This window comes from Mycobacterium asiaticum (assembly GCF_001668675.1).
In the GTDB taxonomy this organism is placed as follows: Bacteria; Actinomycetota; Actinomycetes; order Mycobacteriales; family Mycobacteriaceae; genus Mycobacterium; species Mycobacterium asiaticum_D.
In genome coordinates this window covers 25,879-48,650 of sequence record NZ_LZKQ01000189.1, presented here as the reverse complement: position 1 = coordinate 48,650, position 22,772 = coordinate 25,879, and the positions used below count along the sequence as shown (strand labels likewise).

The 22,772-nt window shown below is 66.3% G+C and carries 23 protein-coding genes; 14 read left to right on the top strand and 9 right to left on the bottom strand.

Features of this window, described 5'->3' with window-relative positions; all coding sequences use genetic code 11:
• Window positions 1-4: 4 nt before the first annotated feature.
• Genes A9X01_RS16120 through A9X01_RS16110 form a run of 3 tightly spaced genes read right to left on the bottom strand, consistent with a single transcriptional unit; the run spans window position 5 to window position 3,750 of the window.
• A complete protein-coding gene (locus A9X01_RS16120; protein ID WP_065121698.1) occupies window positions 5-793 on the bottom strand; it encodes a slipin family protein in 789 nt (262 codons plus the stop codon).
• Window positions 790-1,416, bottom strand: a complete 627-nt coding sequence (locus A9X01_RS16115; RefSeq protein ID WP_065121697.1) for a hypothetical protein — start codon at window positions 1,414-1,416, stop codon at window positions 790-792. Before A9X01_RS16115 ends, A9X01_RS16120 begins: the two co-directional genes overlap by 4 nt.
• 3 nt (window positions 1,417-1,419) lie before the next feature.
• Window positions 1,420-3,750: a nitric-oxide reductase large subunit gene (locus tag A9X01_RS16110; protein WP_065121696.1), complete on the bottom strand. Its 2,331-nt coding sequence runs from the start codon at window positions 3,748-3,750 to the stop codon at window positions 1,420-1,422.
• Window positions 3,751-3,941: 191 nt separating this feature from the next.
• Between A9X01_RS16110 and A9X01_RS16105 the strand changes: the two genes are divergently transcribed.
• Genes A9X01_RS16105 through A9X01_RS16095 form a run of 3 tightly spaced genes read left to right on the top strand, consistent with a single transcriptional unit; the run spans window position 3,942 to window position 7,109 of the window.
• A complete protein-coding gene (locus tag A9X01_RS16105; RefSeq protein WP_065121695.1) occupies window positions 3,942-4,730 on the top strand; it encodes a universal stress protein in 789 nt (262 codons plus the stop codon).
• 22 nt (window positions 4,731-4,752) lie between these two features.
• Complete coding sequence (gene dosR / locus A9X01_RS16100) at window positions 4,753-5,406, top strand: hypoxia response regulator transcription factor DosR/DevR (protein ID WP_065036513.1); 654 nt, start codon at window positions 4,753-4,755, stop codon at window positions 5,404-5,406.
• Window positions 5,403-7,109, top strand: coding sequence for a GAF domain-containing sensor histidine kinase (locus A9X01_RS16095; protein WP_065121734.1), 1,707 nt, complete (start codon window positions 5,403-5,405; stop codon window positions 7,107-7,109). Before dosR ends, A9X01_RS16095 begins: the two co-directional genes overlap by 4 nt.
• Here the strand turns inward: A9X01_RS16095 and A9X01_RS16090 are convergent.
• Complete coding sequence (locus A9X01_RS16090; protein WP_065121694.1) at window positions 7,089-8,087, bottom strand: Acg family FMN-binding oxidoreductase; 999 nt, start codon at window positions 8,085-8,087, stop codon at window positions 7,089-7,091. The two genes, A9X01_RS16095 and A9X01_RS16090, sit on opposite strands and share 21 nt — an antisense overlap.
• Window positions 8,088-8,231: 144 nt before the next feature.
• On the opposite strand from A9X01_RS16090, the gene A9X01_RS16085 reads away from it, so the two are divergent.
• Together A9X01_RS16085 and A9X01_RS16080 are read left to right on the top strand one after the other, a co-directional pair.
• Entirely contained in the window at window positions 8,232-9,611 is a 1,380-nt protein-coding gene (locus tag A9X01_RS16085) for a WS/DGAT/MGAT family O-acyltransferase (RefSeq protein WP_065121693.1), read from the top strand.
• Between the two features lie 2 nt (window positions 9,612-9,613).
• On the top strand, window positions 9,614-10,033 hold the full coding sequence (locus A9X01_RS16080; RefSeq protein ID WP_065121692.1) for a group III truncated hemoglobin: 420 nt from the start codon (window positions 9,614-9,616) through the stop codon (window positions 10,031-10,033).
• Window positions 10,034-10,037: 4 nt separating this feature from the next.
• Here A9X01_RS16080 and A9X01_RS16075 read toward each other — a convergent pair whose 3' ends face one another.
• From A9X01_RS16075 to A9X01_RS16060, 4 genes are all read right to left on the bottom strand, one after another.
• Window positions 10,038-10,466 carry a pyridoxamine 5'-phosphate oxidase family protein gene (locus A9X01_RS16075; protein WP_065121691.1) on the bottom strand — a complete coding sequence of 143 codons (429 nt, stop codon included), beginning with the start codon at window positions 10,464-10,466 and terminating at the stop codon, window positions 10,038-10,040.
• Window positions 10,467-10,470: 4 nt separating this feature from the next.
• Window positions 10,471-11,442 (bottom strand): Acg family FMN-binding oxidoreductase, encoded by a 972-nt coding sequence (locus A9X01_RS16070; protein ID WP_065121733.1) that lies wholly within the window; start codon window positions 11,440-11,442, stop codon window positions 10,471-10,473.
• 83 nt (window positions 11,443-11,525) lie between these two features.
• Window positions 11,526-12,713: an acyl-CoA dehydrogenase family protein gene (locus A9X01_RS16065; protein WP_065121690.1), complete on the bottom strand. Its 1,188-nt coding sequence runs from the start codon at window positions 12,711-12,713 to the stop codon at window positions 11,526-11,528.
• Window position 12,714: 1 nt separating this feature from the next.
• Window positions 12,715-13,809 carry an acyl-CoA dehydrogenase family protein gene (locus A9X01_RS16060; protein ID WP_065121689.1) on the bottom strand — a complete coding sequence of 365 codons (1,095 nt, stop codon included), beginning with the start codon at window positions 13,807-13,809 and terminating at the stop codon, window positions 12,715-12,717.
• Between the two features lie 90 nt (window positions 13,810-13,899).
• Here A9X01_RS16060 and A9X01_RS16055 point away from each other — a divergent pair, with 90 nt between their 5' ends.
• Both A9X01_RS16055 and A9X01_RS16050 read left to right on the top strand, forming a co-directional pair.
• On the top strand, window positions 13,900-14,103 hold the full coding sequence (locus A9X01_RS16055; RefSeq protein WP_036353626.1) for a hypothetical protein: 204 nt from the start codon (window positions 13,900-13,902) through the stop codon (window positions 14,101-14,103).
• Window positions 14,104-14,112: 9 nt separating this feature from the next.
• Window positions 14,113-15,699: an FAD-binding oxidoreductase gene (locus A9X01_RS16050; protein ID WP_065121688.1), complete on the top strand. Its 1,587-nt coding sequence runs from the start codon at window positions 14,113-14,115 to the stop codon at window positions 15,697-15,699.
• Here A9X01_RS16050 and A9X01_RS16045 read toward each other — a convergent pair whose 3' ends face one another.
• Window positions 15,700-17,058 (bottom strand): FAD-dependent oxidoreductase, encoded by a 1,359-nt coding sequence (locus A9X01_RS16045; protein ID WP_065121687.1) that lies wholly within the window; start codon window positions 17,056-17,058, stop codon window positions 15,700-15,702.
• 109 nt (window positions 17,059-17,167) lie between these two features.
• Between A9X01_RS16045 and prfB the strand changes: the two genes are divergently transcribed.
• Genes prfB through A9X01_RS16010 form a run of 7 tightly spaced genes read left to right on the top strand, consistent with a single transcriptional unit; the run spans window position 17,168 to window position 22,714 of the window.
• The gene (gene prfB, locus A9X01_RS16040) at window positions 17,168-18,283 is read left to right on the top strand and encodes a peptide chain release factor 2 (protein ID WP_065121686.1); all 1,116 of its coding nucleotides are present in this window, start codon (window positions 17,168-17,170) and stop codon (window positions 18,281-18,283) included.
• A complete protein-coding gene (locus A9X01_RS16035; RefSeq protein ID WP_065121685.1) occupies window positions 18,273-19,274 on the top strand; it encodes a mechanosensitive ion channel family protein in 1,002 nt (333 codons plus the stop codon). The genes prfB and A9X01_RS16035 overlap by 11 nt, the downstream gene beginning before the upstream one ends.
• A complete protein-coding gene (locus A9X01_RS16030; protein WP_065121684.1) occupies window positions 19,271-19,720 on the top strand; it encodes an Rv3103c family proline-rich protein in 450 nt (149 codons plus the stop codon). The genes A9X01_RS16035 and A9X01_RS16030 overlap by 4 nt, the downstream gene beginning before the upstream one ends.
• Before the next feature lie 44 nt (window positions 19,721-19,764).
• Window positions 19,765-20,454, top strand: coding sequence for a cell division ATP-binding protein FtsE (gene ftsE / locus A9X01_RS16025; protein ID WP_065036517.1), 690 nt, complete (start codon window positions 19,765-19,767; stop codon window positions 20,452-20,454).
• Window positions 20,455-21,357 (top strand): permease-like cell division protein FtsX, encoded by a 903-nt coding sequence (ftsX, locus tag A9X01_RS16020; RefSeq protein WP_065121683.1) that lies wholly within the window; start codon window positions 20,455-20,457, stop codon window positions 21,355-21,357. It abuts the gene before it with no gap.
• A gap of 2 nt (window positions 21,358-21,359) precedes the next feature.
• Window positions 21,360-21,845 (top strand): SsrA-binding protein SmpB, encoded by a 486-nt coding sequence (gene smpB, locus A9X01_RS16015; RefSeq protein WP_065121682.1) that lies wholly within the window; start codon window positions 21,360-21,362, stop codon window positions 21,843-21,845.
• Between the two features lie 23 nt (window positions 21,846-21,868).
• A complete protein-coding gene (locus A9X01_RS16010; protein WP_065121681.1) occupies window positions 21,869-22,714 on the top strand; it encodes a maleylpyruvate isomerase family mycothiol-dependent enzyme in 846 nt (281 codons plus the stop codon).
• Window positions 22,715-22,772 lie beyond the last annotated feature (58 nt).

The window sequence follows — 22,772 nt, the reverse complement described above, 5'->3', positions numbered from 1 at the left end:
GGCGTCAATGGGAGTTCTTGGCCGCCCGCAAGTCCGTTAGCGCGTCCGGATTGCGCAGGAACGGCGTGATGATGTCGACGGGCAGTGGGAAGACCACCGTCGAGTTCTGATCCGCACCCAACTCCAGAAGCGTTTGCAGATAACGCAACTGCAGCGACGCCGGGCTCTTCGACAGTGTCTCGGCGGCCTGGCGCAACTCCTCAGACGCCTGCAGCTCACCACGTGCATTGATCACCTTCGCGCGGCGCTCGCGCTCGGCCTCGGCTTCGCGTGCCATCGCGCGTTGCATCGACTCGGGAATCTCGACGTCCTTGATCTCCACCACACGCACCTGCACACCCCAGGGCTCGGTCATCTTATCAATGATCGTGCGCAGATCGCTGTTGAGGTCCTCCCGGTGGGCCAGCAGGGTGTCCAGGTCGGCGCGGCCCAGCAGCGACCGCAGCGTCGTCTGGGCGATCTGCGAGGTCGCCACCGCGTAATTCTCCACCGCCAGAATCGCTTTCAGCGGGTCGGTGACCTGAAACATCACCACCGCATTGACTCGGGCCGGCACGTTGTCGCGGGTGATCACTTCCTGCGGTGGGATGGTCAGCGTCACCAGCCGCTGGTCGACCCGGATCATCCGGTCCATCAGGGGAACGAGCAATCGCAGTCCGGGTTGGTAGAGCGGGCGGACGTGGCCCATCCGGAACACCACCCCCCGTTCGTACTCGCGCAACACCGTCAACGAGAGCACCGCGAGCAGCGCCAGCACCGCGACGGCGACCGCCCCAATCCACACACCGGTCATTTCGTCTGCTCCTCCTTGCCTTCCCATCCGCCCCAGCGGGTGGAATAGCGGTCGATCGCCGCGGCCACCTGGTCCTCGATGGCGGTGCGGTGCGGTAGGTGCTCCGGCGCGTTGGCCGGGGTGTTCCACAGGTGGCGGGCCAGCGGCAGCCCGAACAGCACGACGACCGCCGCGGTGCCGGTCAACACCAACGCATCCGCCGGCGAATGGTTGGTAACAAGTGTCGCCATCGGCAGAACGATTCCGAAAGCCGCTACGCTGCAGGCGATTCCGCGGTGGAAACGCCCGGCCTCGGAATGCGGCCACGGATCGATGTCACGGCTGATCTCCCGGCCGTGATCCGAAGTGGTGCAGGTGGACTTGACCGGACAACTGTTGCATACCACCGGCAGCGCCCGGTAGCGCATCACCCGGTGCTTGGGGTCGAAGGAAGTCGGCCACAACCAGTGATCCTGCGGACACACCCAGGCGTCGTGGTCGGGCCGGTAGCGGAATTGCCCGGTGCGCCATGCCGCCGCGCGCGCCGAGGCATGCCGGGCCATCACGTCGAAACACCACCCGATGGCCACCAGGATCAGCGAGTACCCGGCGATCAGCCATACCGAAGTGTCGGGCGGGGCCACCGGTCAGTCCTTCGCCGGCGCCGGCTCCGCCGCGGTGTTCTCGGTGTAGAGCGGGTGCTCGGGCAGTTCCTCGACCGTGGTGCCGGAACGGAAGTGGCGCAGCGCGGTCCAGGCGATCCAGACAAACGGCAGCACACCGCCGACGATCAGGATGATGTCACCGGGCATCCGCAGCCATTCCAGCACCGCGTTGCCGGGTTTGGTGATGTAACCCAGCGAGCGTGCCTCGAAGTAGCCGTCATTGACCGAATGGAACAACTGCAGCACGCCGAGTGGCAGCAGCGTGACGAAGACCATCCACGCCAGGCCGATGTTCATGCACCAGAAAGAGATTCGGGCCAGCCGCTCCGGCCACTTGGCGGCCGGTATCGCGTAGCGGAACGCAAACATCGCCAACCCCACGGCCAGCATTCCGTAGACGCCCATCATGGCCGCGTGACCGTGATTGGCCGTCAGCGCGGTGCCGATCTGATAGTAGGACACCACCGGAAGATTGATCAGGAAACCGAAGATGCCGGCGCCCAGGAAGTTCCAGAACCCAACGGCGACAAGGAACATGACCGCCCAGCGGTGCGGGAACGGGTTCGCGTCGCCGGTCTGTTGGCGCGCGCCCAGCTGCAGGAACGCCCACGCTTCGACGGTCAGGAAGGTCAACGGAATTACCTCGGCAGCCGAGAAGAACGCACCCAGCGCCATGTGCTCCACTGGAGTCCCGGAGAAGTACAGATGGTGCATGGTGCCGATGACGCCGCCCGCGGAGTACAGGATGACGTCCAGGAAGATCACGCCCAGGGCGATCCGCTCGCGGACCACGCCCAGCAGCACGAACATGTAGGCCACCATCACCGTGGTGAACAACTCGAGGAAGTCCTCGACCCACAGGTGCACCACCCAGAACCGCCAGAAGTCGGCAACCGTGTAGTGGGTGTCGCTGCCGGCGAGCAGGCCCACCGTGTAGAACACCGGAATCGCCAGCCCGGAGAAGAAGAACAGCCACGGCATGTTCATCTTCGACTCGCCCTTGAGTCGGGCACGCATGCCGCGCCAGATGATCGCGATCCACACGAACATCCCGACGATCAGCAGGATCTGCCACAGTCGCGGCAGGTCGAGATACTCCCACTGCTGGGAGAACAATCCGCCCTCGGGGATCACGCCGTAGATGGAAAGCGCCTCGCTGATCAGCGAGCCCAACACCACCACCGCAACCGCCCCGAGCAGCACGTAGGCCAGCAGCGCCTGCCGTTTCGGCTCGCGGCGAGCGATGAACGGCACCAGGAATATTCCGCCCGCCAGGAAGGCCGCCGCGGTCCAGAACAGAGCCAACTGCAGGTGCCACGTGCGGGCCAGGTTGTAGGGCAGGACCCGGGCCAGGTCGATACCGAAGAACGTCGACAGATCGGCCCGGTAGTGCTCGGCCGCCGCACCCAGCAACGTTTGCAGCAGGAACAGCACCGCGACAACGGCGAAGAACCAGATGCAGGCGCGTTGTGCGGGAGTCAGGCTCACCGTGCCGGGCTGGCGGAACGACAGGGTGGAGGTCTCGGCGCCGTGCCAGCCCACCTTCTGGCTCCAGCGTCCGTAGACGGCGAACATGACGCCGATGCCGCCCAGCAGGGCAATCAGCGACAGCGCCGACCAGACGATCACCGACGCCGTCGGGCCGTTGTCGACGCGCTGCTCGGCCGGCCAGTTGTTGGTGTAGCTGTATTTGTGCCCGGGTCGTTCGGCCGCGGCCGCCCACGCGGTCCAAGCGAAAAACGCGGTGATTTGGCGGATCTGCGTCTTATCGGTGATCAATTGCGGCAGCAAGCCGTATTTCGTCGAGTCCTCACCGAAAATCCCCGCGTAATGGTCTCCGATGCGTTCGAATGCCGCGGCCTGACGATTAGTGAAGACCAGCGTCTTGGTGTCGGCGTTGTAGCGGTTGGTGCGGAATTCGGTGACCACCCGTTGACGCGGTTCGGTGACGCCTTCGGCGCGGAATTGGCCGGCGACGTCGTCGGTGGCCATCCGCAGGTAGTCGGCCGTGTAGTCGGGCCCCAGGTACGCCCCGTGGCCCAGCACCGATCCGTACTCCATCAGGCCGCGCGCCTGATACAACTCCTGGCCCTTCGTGATGTCCTCATGCGTGAACAGCACCTGGCCCGTCTCGGTGACAACTCTGTCGGGCATCGGCATTGCCGCCGTGTAGGTCCGGTAGGCGAGGATCCCCATCACCAGGAACCCGAAAATCATCACCAAGGCGACGCCCTGAATCCATCCTTTGCCGATCAGGGGTTGTGATGACGGTTGGCCGGGATTCGGCGATTCAGATATTTCTTGAAGGGCCATCGGAGGAACTCCTCTCTAGGCATCCTCGCCAAGGTGCGCGCTATCAGCGGATGCGCTCGCAACGTTATTTTCACAACGGCATTTGTCAATAGGGACTTATGGCCCTGATCCCGGGACCATCGCCTCTGTGCGGTCGTTCGCCCGACCAATAGCGTGGGGTTTGCAGCAGGGATCGAAATAAGGAGGCCGAGATGAGCCACCGCGAGTCACGTCCAGCAATCGTCGTCGGTATCGACGGGTCTAAAGCGGCACTGGATGCAGCGCTGTGGGCCATCGACGAGGCCGCCGAGCGCGAGGTCCCGTTGCGACTGGTCTACGTGGTCGATGCCGCGCATGTCGACGAGGCCGGCGGCATCGCGGCGCGCCAGGCCGCGGCCCGCTCGGCCCTCTACGACGCCTACCGGGCGGTCGAGGCGGCGGGCCCGCATGTCGAGGTCGAAACCGAAATTCTGTGGGGCAAGCCACTGGCCAAGTTGTTGCAGGAATCCAGAACCGCGCTGATGATCTGCGTCGGCTCGATCGGCCTCAATCACGCCCGCTGCGGACAGGGCTCCGTGGCCGGCGCACTGGCCGGATCGTCGCTGTGCCCCGTCGCGGTCATCCACCGCTCACCTGACGGCGTGGCCGAACCGCGGGTCAGCAGCGTCGTCGCGGAAGTGGACAATGGAGCCGTGCTGCGACACGCATTCGACGAGGCCCGGCTGCGCAAAGTTCCGTTGCGCGCGATCTCGGTTCAGGCGCACGCCGGTGCTCAAAATTGCGGTGCGCAAGCACATTTGGACCGTCGTCTGGCTCGCTGGACCCGGCTGTACCCGGATGTGCGGGTCGAGCCGGCCATCGTGCGCGGGCGCGGTTACCGGTACATGGCCGATCAAGGCGCACCGGGCCAGCTGTTCGTCACCGACGCCTACGCGGCGCAGGTCTGCAGCGTCTACCGCGCGGGGTCCTCGGTACTTACGGTGCGGTGCGCCAACTTGTAGGGTGCTGGTCAGGAGTGGTGCTTTGGTAAAAGTCTTCTTGGTCGATGACCACGAGGTGGTGCGGCGCGGCCTGATCGACCTGCTCGGCGCCGATCCCGAGCTCGACGTGGTCGGTGAGGCCGGCTCGGTGGCCGAAGCGATGTCTCGGATTCCGGCGGCGAACCCGGATGTGGCCGTTCTCGATGTCCGGTTGCCCGACGGCAACGGCATCGAGCTGTGCCGAGATCTGCTGTCTCGCATGCCCGAATTGCGCTGTCTGATCCTGACGTCGTACACCTCGGACGAGGCGATGCTGGATGCGATCCTGGCCGGCGCCAGCGGGTACGTCGTCAAGGACATCAAGGGCATGGAACTCGCGCGGGCCGTCAAGGACGTCGGCGCCGGACGGTCACTGCTGGACAATCGTGCCGCGGCCGCCCTGATGTCGCGGCTGCGCGACGCCACCGAGAAACCCGACCCGTTGTCGGGCCTCACCGAACAGGAGCGCACGCTGCTCGGTCTGCTCAGCGAGGGCCTGACCAACAAACAGATTGCGGACCGGATGTTTCTGGCCGAGAAGACCGTGAAGAACTATGTGTCCCGGCTGCTGGCGAAGCTGGGAATGGAGCGGAGGACCCAAGCAGCCGTATTCGCAACGGAGTTGAAGCGAACACGGCCATCGAGTGAGTGGCGATGACAACCGAAGACCCGGGCCTGGGACCGCTGCGGCACACGCTCTCCCAACTGCGGCTGCGCGAACTGCTGGTCGAGGTGCAGGACCGGGTGGAGCAGATCGTCGAGGGACGCGACCGCCTGGACGGTCTGCTCGAAGCGATGCTCGTGGTGACGTCGGGACTCGAACTCGACGAAACACTGCGCACCATCGTGCATTCGGCCACGATCCTCGTCGACGCGCGCTACGGCGCGCTGGAGGTGCACGACCGGGACAACCGTGTGCTGCAATTCATCCACGAGGGCATCGATCAGGAAACCGTCGGCCGAATCGGGCATCTACCCGAGGGGCTGGGCGTCATCGGCGTGGTGATCGATGAGCCCAAAGCGCTTCGCCTGGATGATATTTCGCTGCACCCGGCCTCGGTGGGCTTCCCGCCGCACCATCCGCCGATGCGCACGTTCCTCGGGGTGCCGGTTCGGGTCCGTGACGAAGCGTTCGGCACCCTGTACCTCACCGACAAGCTCAACGGGCAACCGTTCAGCGACGACGACGAAGTGCTGGTGCAGGCGCTGGCGGCCGCCGCGGGCATCGCCATCGCCAATGCCCGGCTCTACCAACAGGCCAAGGCGCGGCAATCCTGGATCGAAGCGACCCGCGACATCGCGACCGAACTGTTGTCCGGCACCGAGCCCACCACGGTGTTCCGTCTCGTCGGGGAACAGGCGGTCAAATTGACCGCCGCCGACGCCGCCCTGGTGGCCGTTCCGCTCGACCAGAGCACACCCGCGACCGAGGTGTCCGAGCTGCTGGTCATCGAAACCGTCGGTGCCGCGACGAAACCGGTTGCCGGCCAGATCATCCCGGTGATCGGGACCCCGTTGGGCGAGGTATTCGCCAACAGCATGCCGCGCCAGATCGATCAGTTGGACCTGCCCGGCATCGAGGGACCGTCCGACGGTGTGCTGGTGCTGCCGCTGCGGACCGCTGAGACCGTGGCCGGCGTCGTCGTCGTGCTGCGCGCCGGAAGTCCCGGGTCCTTCACCGACGAACAGCTCGAGATGATGGCCGGGTTCGCTGACCAGGCGGCGCTGGCTCTGCAATTGGCGACCTCGCAACGCCAGATGCGTGAACTCGACGTCATGACCGATCGCGACCGCATCGCGCGCGACCTGCACGACCACGTGATCCAGCGGTTGTTCGCGGTGGGCCTGTCGCTGCAGGGCGCGGTGGCCCGCGCCCGCGAACCGGAAGTGCAGCAACGGCTTTCGGAGGCGGTGGACGACCTGCAGGCGGTCATCCAGGAAATCCGGACCACCATCTTCGATCTGCACGGCGCCGCGCAGGGCATCACCCGGTTGCGGCAGCGCATCGACGCGGCCGTGGGCCAGTTCGCCGGTTCCGGGTTGCGCACCACGGTGCAGTACATCGGTCCCTTGTCGGTGGTCGACAGTTCGTTGGCCGAGCACGCCGAGGCGGTGGTGCGCGAGGCGGTCAGCAACGCCGCCCGGCACGCCCGCGCCACCACATTGACGGTGCGCATTCGGGTGGAGGACGACCTGTGCATCGAGGTCAGCGACAACGGGTGCGGGATGCCCGATGAGTTCACCGGCAGCGGCCTGACGAACCTGCGGCGCCGGGCCGAGGAGGTGGGCGGTGAGTTCGCGATCGAGAAGGCGCCCGGCGGTGGAACAATGCTGCGCTGGTCAGCGCCGCTCCTCCAATAGCGTTGCGGGCCATTCGACGACCTGATCCAGCGCCCGCCGGGGCGTCGCCGGCAGCGGATCGGCGTTGATCGGAGCCCAGCCCACCCGCAACAGCATCTGCGGGAAGCCGCTGCCGCCGAACACATCCGCCCGCACCGCGTCACGCGTCTGGGGGATTTCGAGGGGCTCGGTGATCGGAGAGCACGCCAGCCCCATCGCGGTGGCGGTCAGCAGGACGACGCTGGTCGCCTCGCCCGCCCGCAGCCGGGACAGCCGGTCGTCCCGGTCGGTGCCCAGGGCCAGGATGGCGCCGCGGTCCTCGGCCGGGGAGATGCCGGACGGCTGGGCCAGGCCGGGTCCGGCGAACAACCGACCGGGGATCGGGGCAGTGAGCTCCGACGGCGGCGCGCTGCGCGCCGGAACGCCCGCCACCGCGCCGTACCGCCCACTCCATGTGGTGAGTTCGCGCATGTAGGCATCGTCGGAGGCATGGTCGAGGACGGCGCGCGCCACGATGTCTCGCATCCGGTCCAGGGCTTCGACCTGGCGCAGCATGACCCCGACGCGGGCCGCTCGGGCCGCCATCTGCGCGATGTCGCCGCCCGGCACCGGCCACGAGCTGTAGGCGCGCCGGTCGGTGCGCCGCCGCGGGATGGCCGCGGCCAACACGATGTCGGCCGGGTCGGGGGTCTGCGGAACGGTTTCGATGCTGGCCAGGTGGCGCGGGTCGGTCTCGTCGGGAAAGCGACTTATCTTGGCGCGCCAGCCCATTGAGGCCAAAGCGACGACGCAGTGGTGCAGCGCCACCCCGCAGCTGATGATCAAGTCGCGGCCGTCCGGGTCGGTGCTGTGCAACTGCATGTCCGGTTCGCAGAACAGGTCCAAGCGCTCGGTGCCGACCCGCCAGCGCCACGGTTGGGTGTTGTGGATCGAGGGCGCGCGGGTGGCCAGGGTCAGGACCGTCCGCAGCGTGCCGGCATCCGGGAATTGGGCGCTCATCGGTGCCGGACCCTTTCTATCGATGACGGTGGTCATGCCTTCCAGGATCGTTCACCGCCCGCCGCTGCGGCAGGGCAGGAAGCCCTGGCAGCGTGGGACCTTTGGCCCTGCTCTGGCCGATCCCGCCGGCGAATAGTGATACTCATGGAGCACCTGACCACGCTGGACGCCGGATTCCTCAAAGCCGAAGACGCCAATCCGCGGGTCAGCCTTGCCATCGGCGGGATCGCGGTCATCGAAGGGCCGGTTCCCGAGCAGAAAACGTTGATGTCAACCTTCGCCCAACGGATCGGCAGCTGTCCGCGGCTGGGGCAGCGTCTGCGGGTGCATCCGTTGGACTTCGGGGCACCCGACTGGGTGGACGACCCCGATTTCGATCTCCAACGGCACGTGCACCGCGCCGCACTGCCGCAACCGGGCGGCGATCGGGAATTGTTCGGGCTGATCGCCGATGTGATGGCAAGGCGTCTGGACCGTGATCGACCGTTGTGGGAGGTGTGGGTCATCGAGGGGCTCGCCGACGACCGCTGGGCGATGCTGACCAAAGTGCATCACTGCATGGCCGATGGAATCGCGGCCACCCACATGCTGATCGGCTTGTGCGACGACGGCGTGGCAAGTTTCGCCGATCACGTACGAGCAGCTCACGAGCCCAAAAAGTCTGTGTCGCAGCGCACGTCGCTGCTCGGCGGCCTGATCAACGCGTCAGCCGCCGTGACGGCCGGCATCGTCCGGGCCGCGCAGGGTGCCGGCGAACTCGCCGCGGGCCTGCTCAGCCCGGCCCCGTCTGCGCTGACCGGCCCGCTCAGTGACCTGCGCCGGTTCAGCGGCGCGCGGGTCCCGATGGCCGATATCGACCTGGTCGCCAAGACCTTTCAGGTCACCGTCAACGACGTTGCGCTGGCAGCGATCACCGAGAGCTACCGCAATATCATGATCGAACACGGTCAGCAGCCGCTGGCGGATTCGCTGCGGACCCTGGTGCCCGTTTCGGTGCGTTCTGCGGACGCATCCGACAAGACCGACAACCGTGTGTCGCTGATGCTGCCGAGCCTTCCGGTGGATGAGGAGAATCCGGTGCAGCGGTTGCGCACCGTGCACACCCGGTTGCGCCGGGTGAAGTCCAGTGGCCAACGACAGGCCGGAAATGTGCTGCTGTCCTTGAGCAACCGGATCCCGTTCGTGTTGACGGCCTGGACGGTCGGCTTGCTGATGCGGTTGCCGCAGCGCAGCGTGGTGACGGTCGCGACCAATGTGCCCGGGCCACGCCGACCGCTGCGGTTCATGAACAAGGAAGTGGTGGGGGTGTACCCGGTGCCGCCGCTGGCTTTGGACCTGCGGACCGGTGTGGCGATGCTCAGCTATGCCGACCACCTGTACTTCGGCATTCTCGCCGACTACGAGGTGGCCGCCGACGTCGACCTATTGGGCCGGGGAATCGAAAACGCGGTGGCCCGTCTGGTACGAATCAGCAAGCGGCGCAAGAACCCTCCGACGCGGGGACCGCTGTCGCTGGTGGTGTGACGATGCGTGAGGCAACCCGCGCCGATCTGGCCGACCGCGCCGATGTCGCAGCGCTGCTGGACCGCTTCTACGGCCGGGCGCTGCACGACGATGTCCTGTACGCACCGTTCGAGCAGCTGCGGGCCACCGGGCTCGAAAATCATCTGCCCACCATGTGCGACTTCTGGGAGACCGTACTGTTCCGCGCCGGCCGCTATCGGGGCAGCGCGCTGGCGGCGCATCGGGACATCCATCGGCGAACGCCGTTGTCCGCCAGCCACTTCGTCCGCTGGCTGATGCTGTGGCGGCAGACCGTTGACGAGATGTACACCGGTCCGGCCGCCGAACGCGCCAAGGTACAGGCCGGGCGCATTGCCTGGGCGATGCATCGCCGGCTCACCGGCACCGACGCTCACGAACTGGACGCGCTGGTCACCCGTTGAACGATTAGGCGACGGTTTCGTTGCGGTCCGGCTCGGGACCGAATACGAAGCGGCGGCCGGTGGTTTCGGTCGGGGTGACGCGCACGTAGTTGGATTTGTGCGTCGACGTCCACGGGTAGAGACCGGCGCGGTCGGCTTCCTCGATCTCGGCGTCGGTTTTCAGCAACCGCGCGCGGCCGCGCACGATCACGCTCCAGCCTTCGGCGACATTGTGGTCATCGGCCTCGAAGAGCACGGTGTGATTGCCCACCGCCGAGAACAACTTCGTGCCTTCGGCGGTCCGGAACAGAATGGTCCGGTTCTGCGCCACGTAGTTGACCGGGAAGATCTCCGGTTCACCGGCGAAAGTGGTCACCAGCCGGCCGAGCGCGGCGGTGCCCAGCAGATCCCAACTCTCGCTTTCAGATAGGACGGTGATCGGCTCGTCGGTCATGGGGTCACCTTTCTCGTGATGGTTCGCGGAATTCCAGGACGGTGTTCAAGGGTCGGCGTGGTGTCGGCGGCTCGATCGCTTCCATCACCGGCGTGATCCCCACGCGGATCAGAACTTGGGGCTCGCCGCGCCCACCGATCAGGTCACGCACGATGTCACGGCTGCGGTCCGCTTCGATCAGGTGGGTCAGCGTGCAGGTTGCCATTCCGGCCATGGTGCATTCCAGCAGCACCTTGGAAAGTGTTTCGCCACATCTGAGGATGTCGGCGCGGGTGTCCTCCGGCGTCGACAGCACCAGGATCTTCGACCAGTCCGTCGCGATTTCGGGGCGCCGGTCCTGGTGACCGCGGACCGGAAAGTTCCGGGCCACATCCACCCGCAGCCGCTCGCTGTCCGACGCGAGCGCGGACGGCGGCATGCCGTCCGACAGCACGAACGGCGAAGTCCACCAATCGAGTTCGGCATGATAGGACGCATCGTCGCGGCGCAGCGCCGCGCTGAGCTGGGACGCCTCCACCAGGCGCGGTCGTTTCTCGTCCTCGAGGACGTCCAGAGTGACGGCGTCGTCGTCGAGTGTGCTGCGCAGCAGCGTTTCAAACTGGTTCCAGTAGACGGGTCGGTCGAACGGCAGCCGATCGGTGCGGCGCTGCAGGATGGCGCCCGCGCGATCGCGCTGGGCCGCCGTGACCTGGTCGATCGGCCTGAATTCGAGCGTGGCCAGGTGATCGCGGTTGTTGGGGTTGGGGAAGCGGGCGGTGCCCGCGCGCCGGCCCGCGGCGGTCATGGCGACGCGGAGGTGATCCAGTGCCGCACCGCAACTGATCAGCGCTTCGCGGCCGGAATCGTCTGTGGCGGGTACGGTTCGGTTGCGATCGACGAACAGGTGCACGGCGTTGCCCTCGGCCACCCAGCGCCACGGCTGGCTGTTGTGCACCGACGGCGCCCGGCAAGCCAGCAGCACCGCGTTCTGCAGCACGTCTTTGTCCACAACTACGACGTTACGGAGGTCCGTTGCGGACCGGTAGGGACTTCGGTCCTCACCGGCCGCGAGGTGCAAGGTCAATTCCGGCGGGCTTGGCGGAAGGGAATGTCGCGGTCGGCTTCTGGTTCCTTGGGTAGCCCGAGGACTCGTTCCCCGATGATGTTGCGCTGGATCTGGTCGGTGCCGCCACCGATCGAGGTGAAAAACGCGTTCAGTGCAAGGAAATTGACATCGTCGGACTCCGGGTTGTCCCGGCCGGCCAGCAGCGCCGCCGCGCCGATCAGCTCGGTCTTCAGCCGCGCCTCGGCGTGCAGGATCCGCGACATCGCCAGCTTGCCCAGCGACATGATCGAACTGGACGTCCCCTGCTCGGTGCTGGCCTTGGCGCGGGCGTTGTTGAGCGCGTTGAGTTCTCGCAGCGCCAACACTTCAGCCAGCGAACGCCGCACCGCGGCATCATCGAGCCGGCCGTGCTCACGCGCCAGTGCGATCAGGTCGTCCGCCCGTGACCGATTGCGCGACGAGCGCCCGGTGTCGCCCATGATGGATCGTTCATAGGCCAGTGCGGTCTGCAGTGCGCGCCAGCCGTCGCCCTCGGCGCCGAGCAGATGGTCGTGGGGCACTAGCGCATCGGTGATGAACACCTCGTTGAAATGGGACTCGCCGGTGATCTGCACCAGCGGCCTCACATCGATGCCCGGCTGCTTCATCGGCAGCAGGAAGAAGGTGAGCCCCTTGTGTTTTGGTGCGTCCCAGTCGGTGCGGGCGATCAGCAGCGCATAGTCCGCGGTCTGCGCGCCGGACGTCCACACCTTCTGCCCGTTGACCACCCAGTGGTCGCCGTCTCGCACCGCCGTGGTGCGTACACCCGCGAGATCGGAACCCGCACCGGGTTCGCTGTAGAGCAGACAGGTGCGGGCCCGCTCGGTCAGGAAATCTTGCAGCAGTTGTTGCTTCAGCGGGACTGAGCCGAGCTTCAGAATCGTGTTGGCCGGAATGTTGTATTTGTCCTGCCCCGCCCCGGGCGCCTTGACGGCGGTGAACTCCCGCCGGATGTGCGCGGCGAGATCGTTGGGATAGCCGCGGCCGAACCATTCGGTGGGGTAGGTCGGCACCGCGTATCCCGCGTCCAGGACCCGCTCCAGCCAGGCGATGCGCTCCGGCGAACTGCTCCAGGGGTCGTCATGTTTGGGCAGTCCCGTCCAGTTCTGCTGCAACCAGTCCCGGACTTCCGAACGCAGTTCGTCGACAGTGGGCAATGACATGTCAGGCGCCTTTCGAAACGAGGTAGCGTTCCCGGTACACCGCTGGGGGACCGAACAAATGCATACCGGTACGCGCCCGGCGCACGAACAGGTGCGCGGGGTGCTCCCAGGTGAAGCCGATGCCGCCGTGCATCTGGATGGCCTGCATGGCGGTGGACTCATAGGTCTCGGCGCACACGAATCCGGCCAACGCCAGCGCACCCCCGGCCTTTTCGCTCCGCGCCGCCATCATCGCGGCCGCATGGTGGGCCGCCGACGTCGCCGACTCGTTTTCCAGCAGCAGGTCGGCGGCCATGTGTTTGAGTGCCTGGAAGCTGCCGATCACCCGGCCGAATTGAATGCGCGTCTTGAGGTATTCGACGGTGATGTCGAAGATCCGGCGGGAGCCGCCGACCTGTTCACCGGCGAGCGCAAGCACGGCCATATCCAGCGCTTCCTGGACGGCCTCCCAGCCCGCGGTGCCCAGCCGTCGCGCGGGAGTGTTGTCGAAGGTGAACGTCGACAGTCGCACGGTGGGATCGAAAACCGTTTCAGCGCAATGGGTTAGTCCTGCAGCATCCGGAGTCACTTCGAATACGCCGATGCCGTCACCCGTGTCGGCTACCACCAGCACGACGTCGGCGACGTGCCCCCAGGTCACGTAGTGGGCGCTACCCGACAATGCGCCGGACGTATCGGCCTCCACCGCAACGTCATTCGCGGTCCACGTGCCCCGCGGACCGGTGATGGCGACCGTCCCGAGCTTCGTGCCGTCAGCAAGGCCGGGGAGCAGCCGCCGCTTGTCATCCTCGGCGCCGGCCGCCTGAATCAGTGCGACGGTCAGCACCGAACTGGACAACCACGGCGAGGGAAGCAGCGCCGCACCGATCTCCTCGGCGATCGCCTCGACCTCGAGTGGGCCCAGGCCGACGCCTCCGGATGCGCTGTCGACCAATACGCCGGTGACGCCTTGCCCGGCCAGCAGTCCCCAGAGTTCGCGGTCGAATCCCTCGTCGGTGCCGATCACCCGCCGTACGTCGGCCTCGGTGCAGCGGTCGTGCAACAGGTCGCGAACCGCCGTCTGGAGCTCGGCGCGCTCCTCGGTAGTGATGGTCATTTGGTGCCACCCCTCTCGGCTTGTCACATTCATCCTCGCCGATCGGCTTGACCGGCTTGCATTGTGCCGCTCACCTGGCATTCTGAACGAATGGCAGGCAAGGAAATCGACCCGATCCGGGCCAAGAGCGCGCTGGCGGTGATCAGGCAGAACCCTGGAATCGCGCTTTTCGCGGCGTCCCCGTTTCTGGCCCTGATCGCCGTCACCTGGATATTCGCCGGTGCCGGCTGGGGCATCATGCTGGCGCTGGCGCTGCTGGTCGCCTTCGGGGCCTTCGTCGTTCTCAAGCGCTGACCCACCGGCATGCGTTCGTGGTGGGGGTGGGGGACGCTCGAACAGGCCCTCACGCAGCAGGAGACGGACGAGCTGGTGACCCGCGTGGCGGCGATGCTGCCCGGCCACGACCTCACCGACCACCGTCCGCCGGATCCTGCCGCGCTCGGGCTGCCCGGCCCGCGAGTCACGCCGCCGGCGGCACTGGCGGCGCTGTGCTCCAGTCAGGTCATCGATAGGGCAGGTCACGCGCGCGGCAAAGCATTTCGCGACGTCGCCCGCAATCTGCAGGGCAAGCTCGACCATGTTCCGGACCTGATCGTGCGCCCGCGCCGTGAGCAGGATGTCATCGATGTGCTGGATTGGTGCACCCGCGAACGGATTTCGGTCATTCCGTACGGCGGCGGCAGCTCCGTGGTGGGCGGGGTGGAACCCCGCTTCGAGGCGCCGGCGATCACGCTGGACGTCAGCGCCATGAGCGCGGTGGTCGAGGTCGACCAGGTCAGTCGGGCGGCCCGGATCCAGGCGGGGGCGCTGGGGCCATGGATCGAGGACCAGCTGCGCCGGCACAACCTGACGCTGCGCCACTTTCCGCAGTCGTTCGCCTTTTCCAGCCTCGGCGGTTGGCTCGCCACCCGCGCCGGCGGGCACTTCGCCACCCTGTACACCCACATCGACGATCTGACCGAATCGGTGCGGGTGGTCACTCCGGCCGGGGTCAGCGAATCCCGTCGGCTGCCGGGTTCGGGTGCCGGGCCGTCTCCGGACCGGCTCTTCGTCGGCTCCGAAGGCACCCTCGGCGTCATCACCGAGGCGTGGATGCGGCTGCAGAACCGGCCCCGCTGGCAAGTGACCGCGTCGGTGGCGTTTGAAGACTGGACCGCCGCGGTCACCGCTACCCGCATCATCGCGCAGGCCGGGCTGTTCCCGGCGAACTGCCGACTGCTCGATCCCGCCGAAGCGTTCCTCAATGCGGGTACCGCCGTCGGCGGCGGATTATTGGTGCTCGCCTTCGAATCCGCGGACCACCCGATAGATCCGTGGCTCAACCGCGCCATCGAGATCGCCGCCGAACACGGCGGCACCGTCATCGCACGCCGCAGCCGTGACTCCCACGGCGCCGAACCGGGTTCGGCCGACGCTTCGGAGAGCTGGCGTTCGGCGTTCCTCCGCATGCCCTACCAACGCGACGCCCTCGCGCGTCACGGCGTCATCGCCGAGACCTTCGAAACCGCTTGCACCTGGGACGGATTCGAGACCTTGCATGCCGCGGTGACGGGTGCCGCCCGCGCCGTGATCGAGCGGGTCTGCGGCGCCGGCGTGGTGACCTGCCGGTTCACCCACGTCTATCCCGACGGGCCGGCCCCCTACTACGGGATCTATGCCGCGGGCCGGTGGGGATCCCTGGACGCACAGTGGGACGAGATGAAAGCCGCTGTCTCCGAAGCGATCAGCGCCACCGGTGGGACCATCACCCACCACCACGCGGTCGGTCGCGACCACCGGCCGTGGTATGACCGGCAACGACCCGGCCCGTTCGCCGCGGCGCTGCGGGCGGTCAAGCACACGCTGGACCCGGCCGGGATCCTCAATCCCGGGGTGTTGTTCGACCCGTGATCAGCCGTGTCCGACGTGTAGCAGCTTGGCCAGGTTCGGCAGCTTGACGCGGGGCCGGCCGTGCGGCTCGCCGGCCGCCCGCTCGAACCGGTCGATAACCTCCCACTGCGCCGAGGTGACCACTTTGGGTTGCCGTTCGACCAGCCAGGCGGCGAGCCGGTCGCCGTGGTCGGCGGGGAAGTCCGACAGGGCGGCGCCGGCCAGGTCCGCCAGCAACGTGTCGACGGTGTCCTGCGAGTCCTTCTTGTTGGTGCCGATCACCCCGGTGGGGCCGCGCTTGATCCAGCCGACGACATATTCATTGCGGCTGCCGTCCACGCGGCCGTCCGTGTTCGGGATGGTGCCCCGCTTCTCGTCGAACGGCAGGCCCGCAGTGGGCACGCCGCGGTAGCCGACCGAGCGGACGACGAGTTGCGCCGGCAGTTCCTCGCGTTCGCCGGTGTCCTTGGCCGACACCCATCCGCTCTCGTCGGTGACCAGCTCGTTGCGGCCCAGCACGATGCTTTCCACCTGCTGCTCGCCCTTGATCTCGATCGGTGAGGTCAGGAAACGGAACACGATCCGGCGGTGGTTGGGGCGCGGCGCGCGTTCGGCGTACCCCCGCAGCACCTTGATGTTCTGCTTGGTGGTCTTGCCCGCCGCCTCGGCTTCCTCTTCGGTGATGTTCTCCAGCTGAGCCGGGTCGACGATCACGTCGACACCCTCGAGCTCGCCGAGTTCACGCAATTCCAGTGTGGTGAACGCCGTCTGCAGTGGACCGCGGCGGCCGATGATCACCACCTCGTCGACCCCGCACGGCCGCAGCGACTCCAGCGCGTGGTCGGCGATGTCGGTTTGCGCCAGGACGTCGGGATCGGTGACCAGGATGCGGGCGACGTCGATCGCGACGTTGCCGTTGCCGACCACGACCGCGCGGGCGCCGGACAGATTCGGTGTCTTGTCCTCGAAATGGGGGTGCGCGTTATACCAACCCACGAAGTCGACCGCGGAGATACTGCCGGGCAGATCCTCGCCGGGAATGTTGAGCGGTTTGTCCGACTGCGCGCCCACGGCGTAGACCACCGCGTCGTATCGCTCGGCCAGTTCGGCGGCCTCGATGTGTTCACCCACGACGACGTTGCCGAAAAAGCGGAACCGCGGGTCCGCGGCGGTCTTCTCGAATTGTTTGCTGATCGACTTGATCTTGGGGTGGTCGGGCGCCACGCCGGAGCGCACCAGCCCCCACGGGGTGGGCAGCATCTCGAGCATGTCGACGGCCACGTCCAGCTCGTCGGCCGCATCGGCGGCCTTGAGCAGGGAAGCGGCGGCGAAGAACCCCGACGGACCGGAGCCGACGATGGCGACGTGGTAGGGACGCATACCGACCTTCTGTTCATGCCGGTTGCGACGCGTTGGGCTGGGCGTCGCAGCCGGGGGTGCGACTGATGGTTTCTGATGCTAGACGGTGCTGACGGTAACGTGGGCGCCTGTGGAACTTGACCGTCAAGCAGATATCGCAGCCCTTGACGCGACCCTGACCACGGTCGAACGGGTACTGGACGTCGACGGTCTGAAGAGTCGAATCGAAAAGCTCGAACAGGAAGCGTCGGACCCCAAGCTCTGGGACGACCAGAACCGTGCCCAGCGGGTCACCAGCGAACTGTCCCATGCGCAAGGGGAGTTGCGCCGCATCGAGGAACTGCGCCGCCGCCTCGACGACCTGCCGGTGCTCTACGAGCTGGCCGACGAGGAAGAGGGTGCCGCCGCCGACGACGCGCTGGCCGAAGCCGACGCCGAACTCAAGGCGTTGCGGGCCGACATCGAGGCCACCGAAGTGCGCACTTTGCTGTCCGGCGAGTACGACGCACGTGAGGCGTTGCTCACAATTCGCTCGGGTGCCGGCGGTGTGGACGCCGCCGACTGGGCCGAGATGCTGATGCGGATGTACATCCGCTGGGCTGAACAGCACAAATACCCGGTCGAGGTGTTCGACACCTCGTATGCGGAAGAGGCGGGCATCAAGAGCGCCACCTTCGCCGTGCACGCGCCGTTCGCCTACGGCACGCTGTCGGTGGAACAGGGCACCCACCGGCTGGTGCGGATCAGCCCGTTCGACAACCAAAGCCGACGTCAGACCTCTTTTGCGGAGGTCGAGGTGCTGCCGGTGGTGGAGACCACCGACCACATCGACATCCCGGAAGGCGACATCCGCGTCGACGTCTACCGATCGAGTGGGCCGGGCGGCCAATCGGTCAACACCACCGACTCGGCGGTTCGACTCACCCACATCCCGACCGGTATCGTCGTCACTTGCCAGAACGAGAAGTCGCAATTGCAGAATAAGGTTTCGGCGTTGCGGGTACTTCAGGCAAAGTTGTTGGAGCGTAAGCGTTCTGAGGAGCGCGCCGAGCTCGACGCCTTGAAGGGCGACGGCGGCAGCTCTTGGGGAAACCAGATGCGGTCATACGTGCTGCACCCCTACCAGATGGTCAAGGATCTGCGCACCGAGTACGAGGTGGGCAATCCTGCGGCCGTACTGGATGGAGACATCGACGGGTTCCTGGAAGCAGGGATCCGGTGGCGCAACAGGAAAGATGACGACTAACACTGTGCTTTTATCGGGCCCTGCCTTAGGTATCGCCTCCGCGGCGCAGCGGTGGCACGACTTCTGGCGTGGCCAGATCGGTGAGTGGATCATCACCCGGGGTCTGCGGATCGCGATGCTGGTCATCGCCGCGGTGCTGGCCGCCAGGTTCGTCAACTGGGTGGCGCAACGGGTGACCCGCTCACTCGACGAGGGCTTCACCGAGAGCGACGCGCTGGTGCGCTCGGAGGCGACCAAGCACCGCCAGGCGGTGGCGTCGGTGATCTCGTGGGTGTCCATCGTGCTGATCTCGATCATCGTGATCATGCAGATCAGCAACGTGCTGCAGTTCTCGGTGGGCGGGCTCGTCGCGCCGGCGACGGTCGTCGGCGCCGCCCTGGGTTTCGGGGCTCAGCAGCTGGTCAAGGACCTGCTGTCGGGGTTCTTCATCATCGTTGAGCGGCAGTACGGCTTCGGAGATTTGGTGTCGCTGACGGTTACCGGGGTCGCGGCGGAGGCGCGCGGCACCGTCGAGAACGTCACGCTGCGGGTCACCCGGCTCCGTTCGTCGGACGGTGAGTTGTTCACCATTCCCAACGGCTCGATCGTCAAGACCATCAACCTGTCCAAGGACTGGGCGCGCGCGGTGGTCGACATCCCGGTCTCGACCAGCGCCGACCTGAACCGGGTCAACGAAGTCCTGCACCAGGAGTGTGAGCGTGCCCTTGACAACGCGGTGCTGGGCGAGTTGCTGCTCGATGCGCCCACCGTGATGGGTGTGGAGAGCATTGAGGTCAACACCGTTACGCTGCGCTTGGTGGCGCGCACGCTACCGGGCAAGCAGTTCGAGGCGGGGCGACAGTTGCGGGTGTTGGTCATCCGCGCGCTGGCCCGCGCCGGCATCGTCACCGCAGCCGACGCGACGGTCGGGGTTGTCGACGACGGAGGCGTCCCTGACCCGGAGCGCAGTGAGGTGACGGGCGCGGACAAGGGTTCGGTGGCGCAGCGATGAAATTGAAGCCGAACCTGCTGCACAAGCGCCGAGACAGGGGGGAGCGGCGCGCACCGAGCCACCTGTTCGGCGGCCGTGTCCGCACGTCGACCTTGGTGCTGATCGTCGCGTTCCTCGCGCTGTGGTGGACCTACGAGACCTACAGCCCGCGCGAGGAGCCGCGCAGCACTACGCCGCCGTCTCAGGTGGTGCCGCCGGGGTTCGTGCCCGACCCCAACTACACCTGGGTGCCGCGCACCCGGGTACAGCAGCCGTCGACGTCCGTAACCCCCACCCAGACGCCGACCCCGACGACGACGCCCCCGCCGCCGACGACCACCACAACGACCACGCCGTTGATCCAGTTGCCGTGCATCCCGCCGTTCTGCACGCCGACGTCAACGCCTAGTCCGAATCCGCCACCGCCGGCGCCGTTGCTGCCCGGTTTGCCGGCTCCCGGTCGCTGAGTTTCGCGGCTCGACGAAACACCCCGCTACACTGGCGTGCCGTGATGATCACCCTGGAACATGTCACCAAGCAGTACAAATCGTCGGCCCGTCCGGCCTTGGATGACATCAACGTCAAGATCGACAAGGGTGAGTTCGTTTTCCTCATCGGTCCGTCGGGTTCGGGCAAGTCGACATTCATGCGGCTGCTGCTGGCGGCGGAATCACCGACATCCGGCGACATCCGGGTGTCGAAGTTCCATGTCAACAAGTTGCGCGGCCGCAACGTGCCGAAGCTGCGTCAGGTGATCGGGTGCGTCTTCCAGGACTTCCGGCTGCTGCAGCAGAAGACGGTGTACGACAACGTGGCCTTCGCGCTGGAGGTCATCGGCCGGCGCACCGACGCGATCAACCGGGTGGTGCCCGAAGTGCTCGAAACGGTTGGCTTGTCGGGCAAAGCGAACCGATTGCCGCACGAACTCTCCGGTGGTGAGCAACAGCGGGTGGCGATCGCCCGCGCGTACGTCAACCGGCCGCTGGTGCTGCTGGCCGACGAGCCCACCGGCAACCTCGACCCAGACACCAGTAAGGACATCATGGATCTGTTGGAGCGGATCAACCGCACCGGGACCACCGTGCTGATGGCGACGCACGACCATCACATTGTGGACGCGATGCGCCAGCGTGTGGTCGAGTTGTCACTGGGCAGGCTGGTTCGCGACGAACAGCGTGGCGTCTACGGGATGGATCGCTAAGTGCGCTTCGGATTCCTACTCAACGAGGTCCTTACCGGATTTCGTCGCAACGTCACCATGACGATCGCGATGATCCTGACGACGGCCATCTCGATCGGCCTGTTCGGTGGCGGATTGCTGGTAGTGCGCCTGGCCGAGAACTCGCGGGCCATTTACCTGGACCGGGTGGAGACCCAGGTGTTCCTCACCGACGATGTCTCTGCCAACGACCCGACCTGCAGCGACAATCCGTGCAAGGCGCTGCGGGAGAAGATCGAGAAGCGACAGGACGTCAAGTCGGTGCGGTTCCTGAACCGTCAGCAGGCTTATGACGACGCGATCCGCAAATTCCCGCAGTACAAGGACGTGGCGGGCAAGGACTCCTTCCCGGCGTCGTTCATCGTCAAGCTGAACAACCCCGAACAGCACAAGGACTTTGACGCCGAGATGATGGGGCCGCCGCCCCAGCCCGGTGTGCAGTCGGTGCTGAACCAGAAGGAGCTGATCGACCGGCTGTTCGCCGTGTTGAACGGGCTGAGTAATGCGGCCTTCGCGGTCGCTCTGGTCCAAGCGGTCGGGGCAATTCTGTTGATAGCCAACATGGTTCAGGTCGCGGCCTACACCCGTCGCACCGAGATCGGCATCATGCGGCTGGTAGGCGCGAGTCGCTGGTACACCCAGCTGCCGTTCCTGGTGGAGGCGACGCTCGCGGCAACGATTGGTGTGGGCATTGCGATCGCCGGCCTGATACTGGTGCGGGCATTGTTCTTGGACGATGCGCTGAACGAGTTCTATCAAGCCAACCTGATCGCCAGGGTCGACTACGCCGACATCCTCTATATCTCGCCGATCCTGCTGTTGCTCGGCGTGGCGATGTCGGGGTTGACCGCGTACGCGACGCTGCGCATCTACATCCGGCGGTAGCGGTGGCGACCAAGTCGCGCGGCGACGGGCGGAAGATCATCGCCAGCAATCGCAAGGCGCGGCACAACTACTCGATCCTCGAGGTCTTCGAGGCCGGTGTCGCATTGCAGGGCACCGAGGTCAAGAGCCTGCGCGAGGGGCACGCGTCGTTGGTCGACGCGTTCGCCACGGTCGACGACGGCGAGATCTGGTTGCGCAATGTGCACATCCCGGAGTACCGGCACGGCAGCTGGACGAACCATGAACCACGACGCAACCGGAAGCTGCTGTTGCACCGGCGCCAGATCGACACGCTGATCGGCAAAATCCGCGAGGGCAACTATGCGCTGGTGCCGTTGTCGATGTACTTCTACGACGGCAAGGTCAAGGTCGAGCTGGCTTTGGCCCGCGGCAAGCAAGCGCACGACAAACGCCAGGACATGGCCAAGCGCGACGCCCAGCGTGAGGTGATTCGAGAACTCGGACGCCGAGCCAAGGGTATGGGCTGACACCAAGGGCCTACTATCCGAACATGGCTGACCGTCCGGTAACGCTGCTCGATAAGTCCGAAGTCCTGACGGGCCTGTTCACGGTGTGGGATCAACTCGATGAGTTGCTCGGCGGGTTGTCCGAGGCCGACTGGCGGGCGCCCAGCGCGCTGGCCGGGTGGGACGTGCAGGCCGTCGTGTCACACATCATCGGCACCGAGTCGTTCCTGCAAGGCATCAGCCCGCCCGCGCCCGATATTGACGTCTCCGCGCTTGAGCATGTGCGCAACGACATCGGCGTGATGAACGAGTGCTGGGTGCGGCATCTGCGCAAAGAGACCGGTGCCGCGGTGCTCGAGCGGTTCCGCGAGGTGACCGGGACGCGCCGCAAAGTGCTCGAAGACATGTCCCTCGACGAGTGGAACGCGGTGGGCGTCACCCCCGCGGGCCCCGACAGCTACGGGCGGTTCATGCGTATCCGGGTGTTCGATTGCTGGATGCACGAACAGGACATCCGCGTCGGCCTGGAGCGACCGTCGGCCGACGAGGATCTGATCGGTCCGGCGGCGCGACTGTCTCTCGCGGAAATCGCGACATCGATGGGGTTCGTGGTGGGCAAGCGCGCCGGAGCCCCGGACGGTTCGCGGGTCCTCATCGACCTGACCGGGCCGTTGGCCCGGCAGATGCGTGTGGCCGTCAACGGCCGCGCGCGGGTGGTGGACGATTTCGGCGGACAGGAGCCAACGACGGCGATTCGCGTCGATGCACTGCAGTTCACCCGGCTTGCTGGCGGACGTCCGTTGTGCCCGCGGCGCAGCCAAGAAATCGCGTTCGAGGGTGATCAAGACGTGGCCGAGCGGATAGTTACACATCTGAATTTTGTGATTTGACGGCCTAATTCGTTTGCTCGCGTCCTGCAAAGCGATCTATGTCACAAGATCGCGGCAG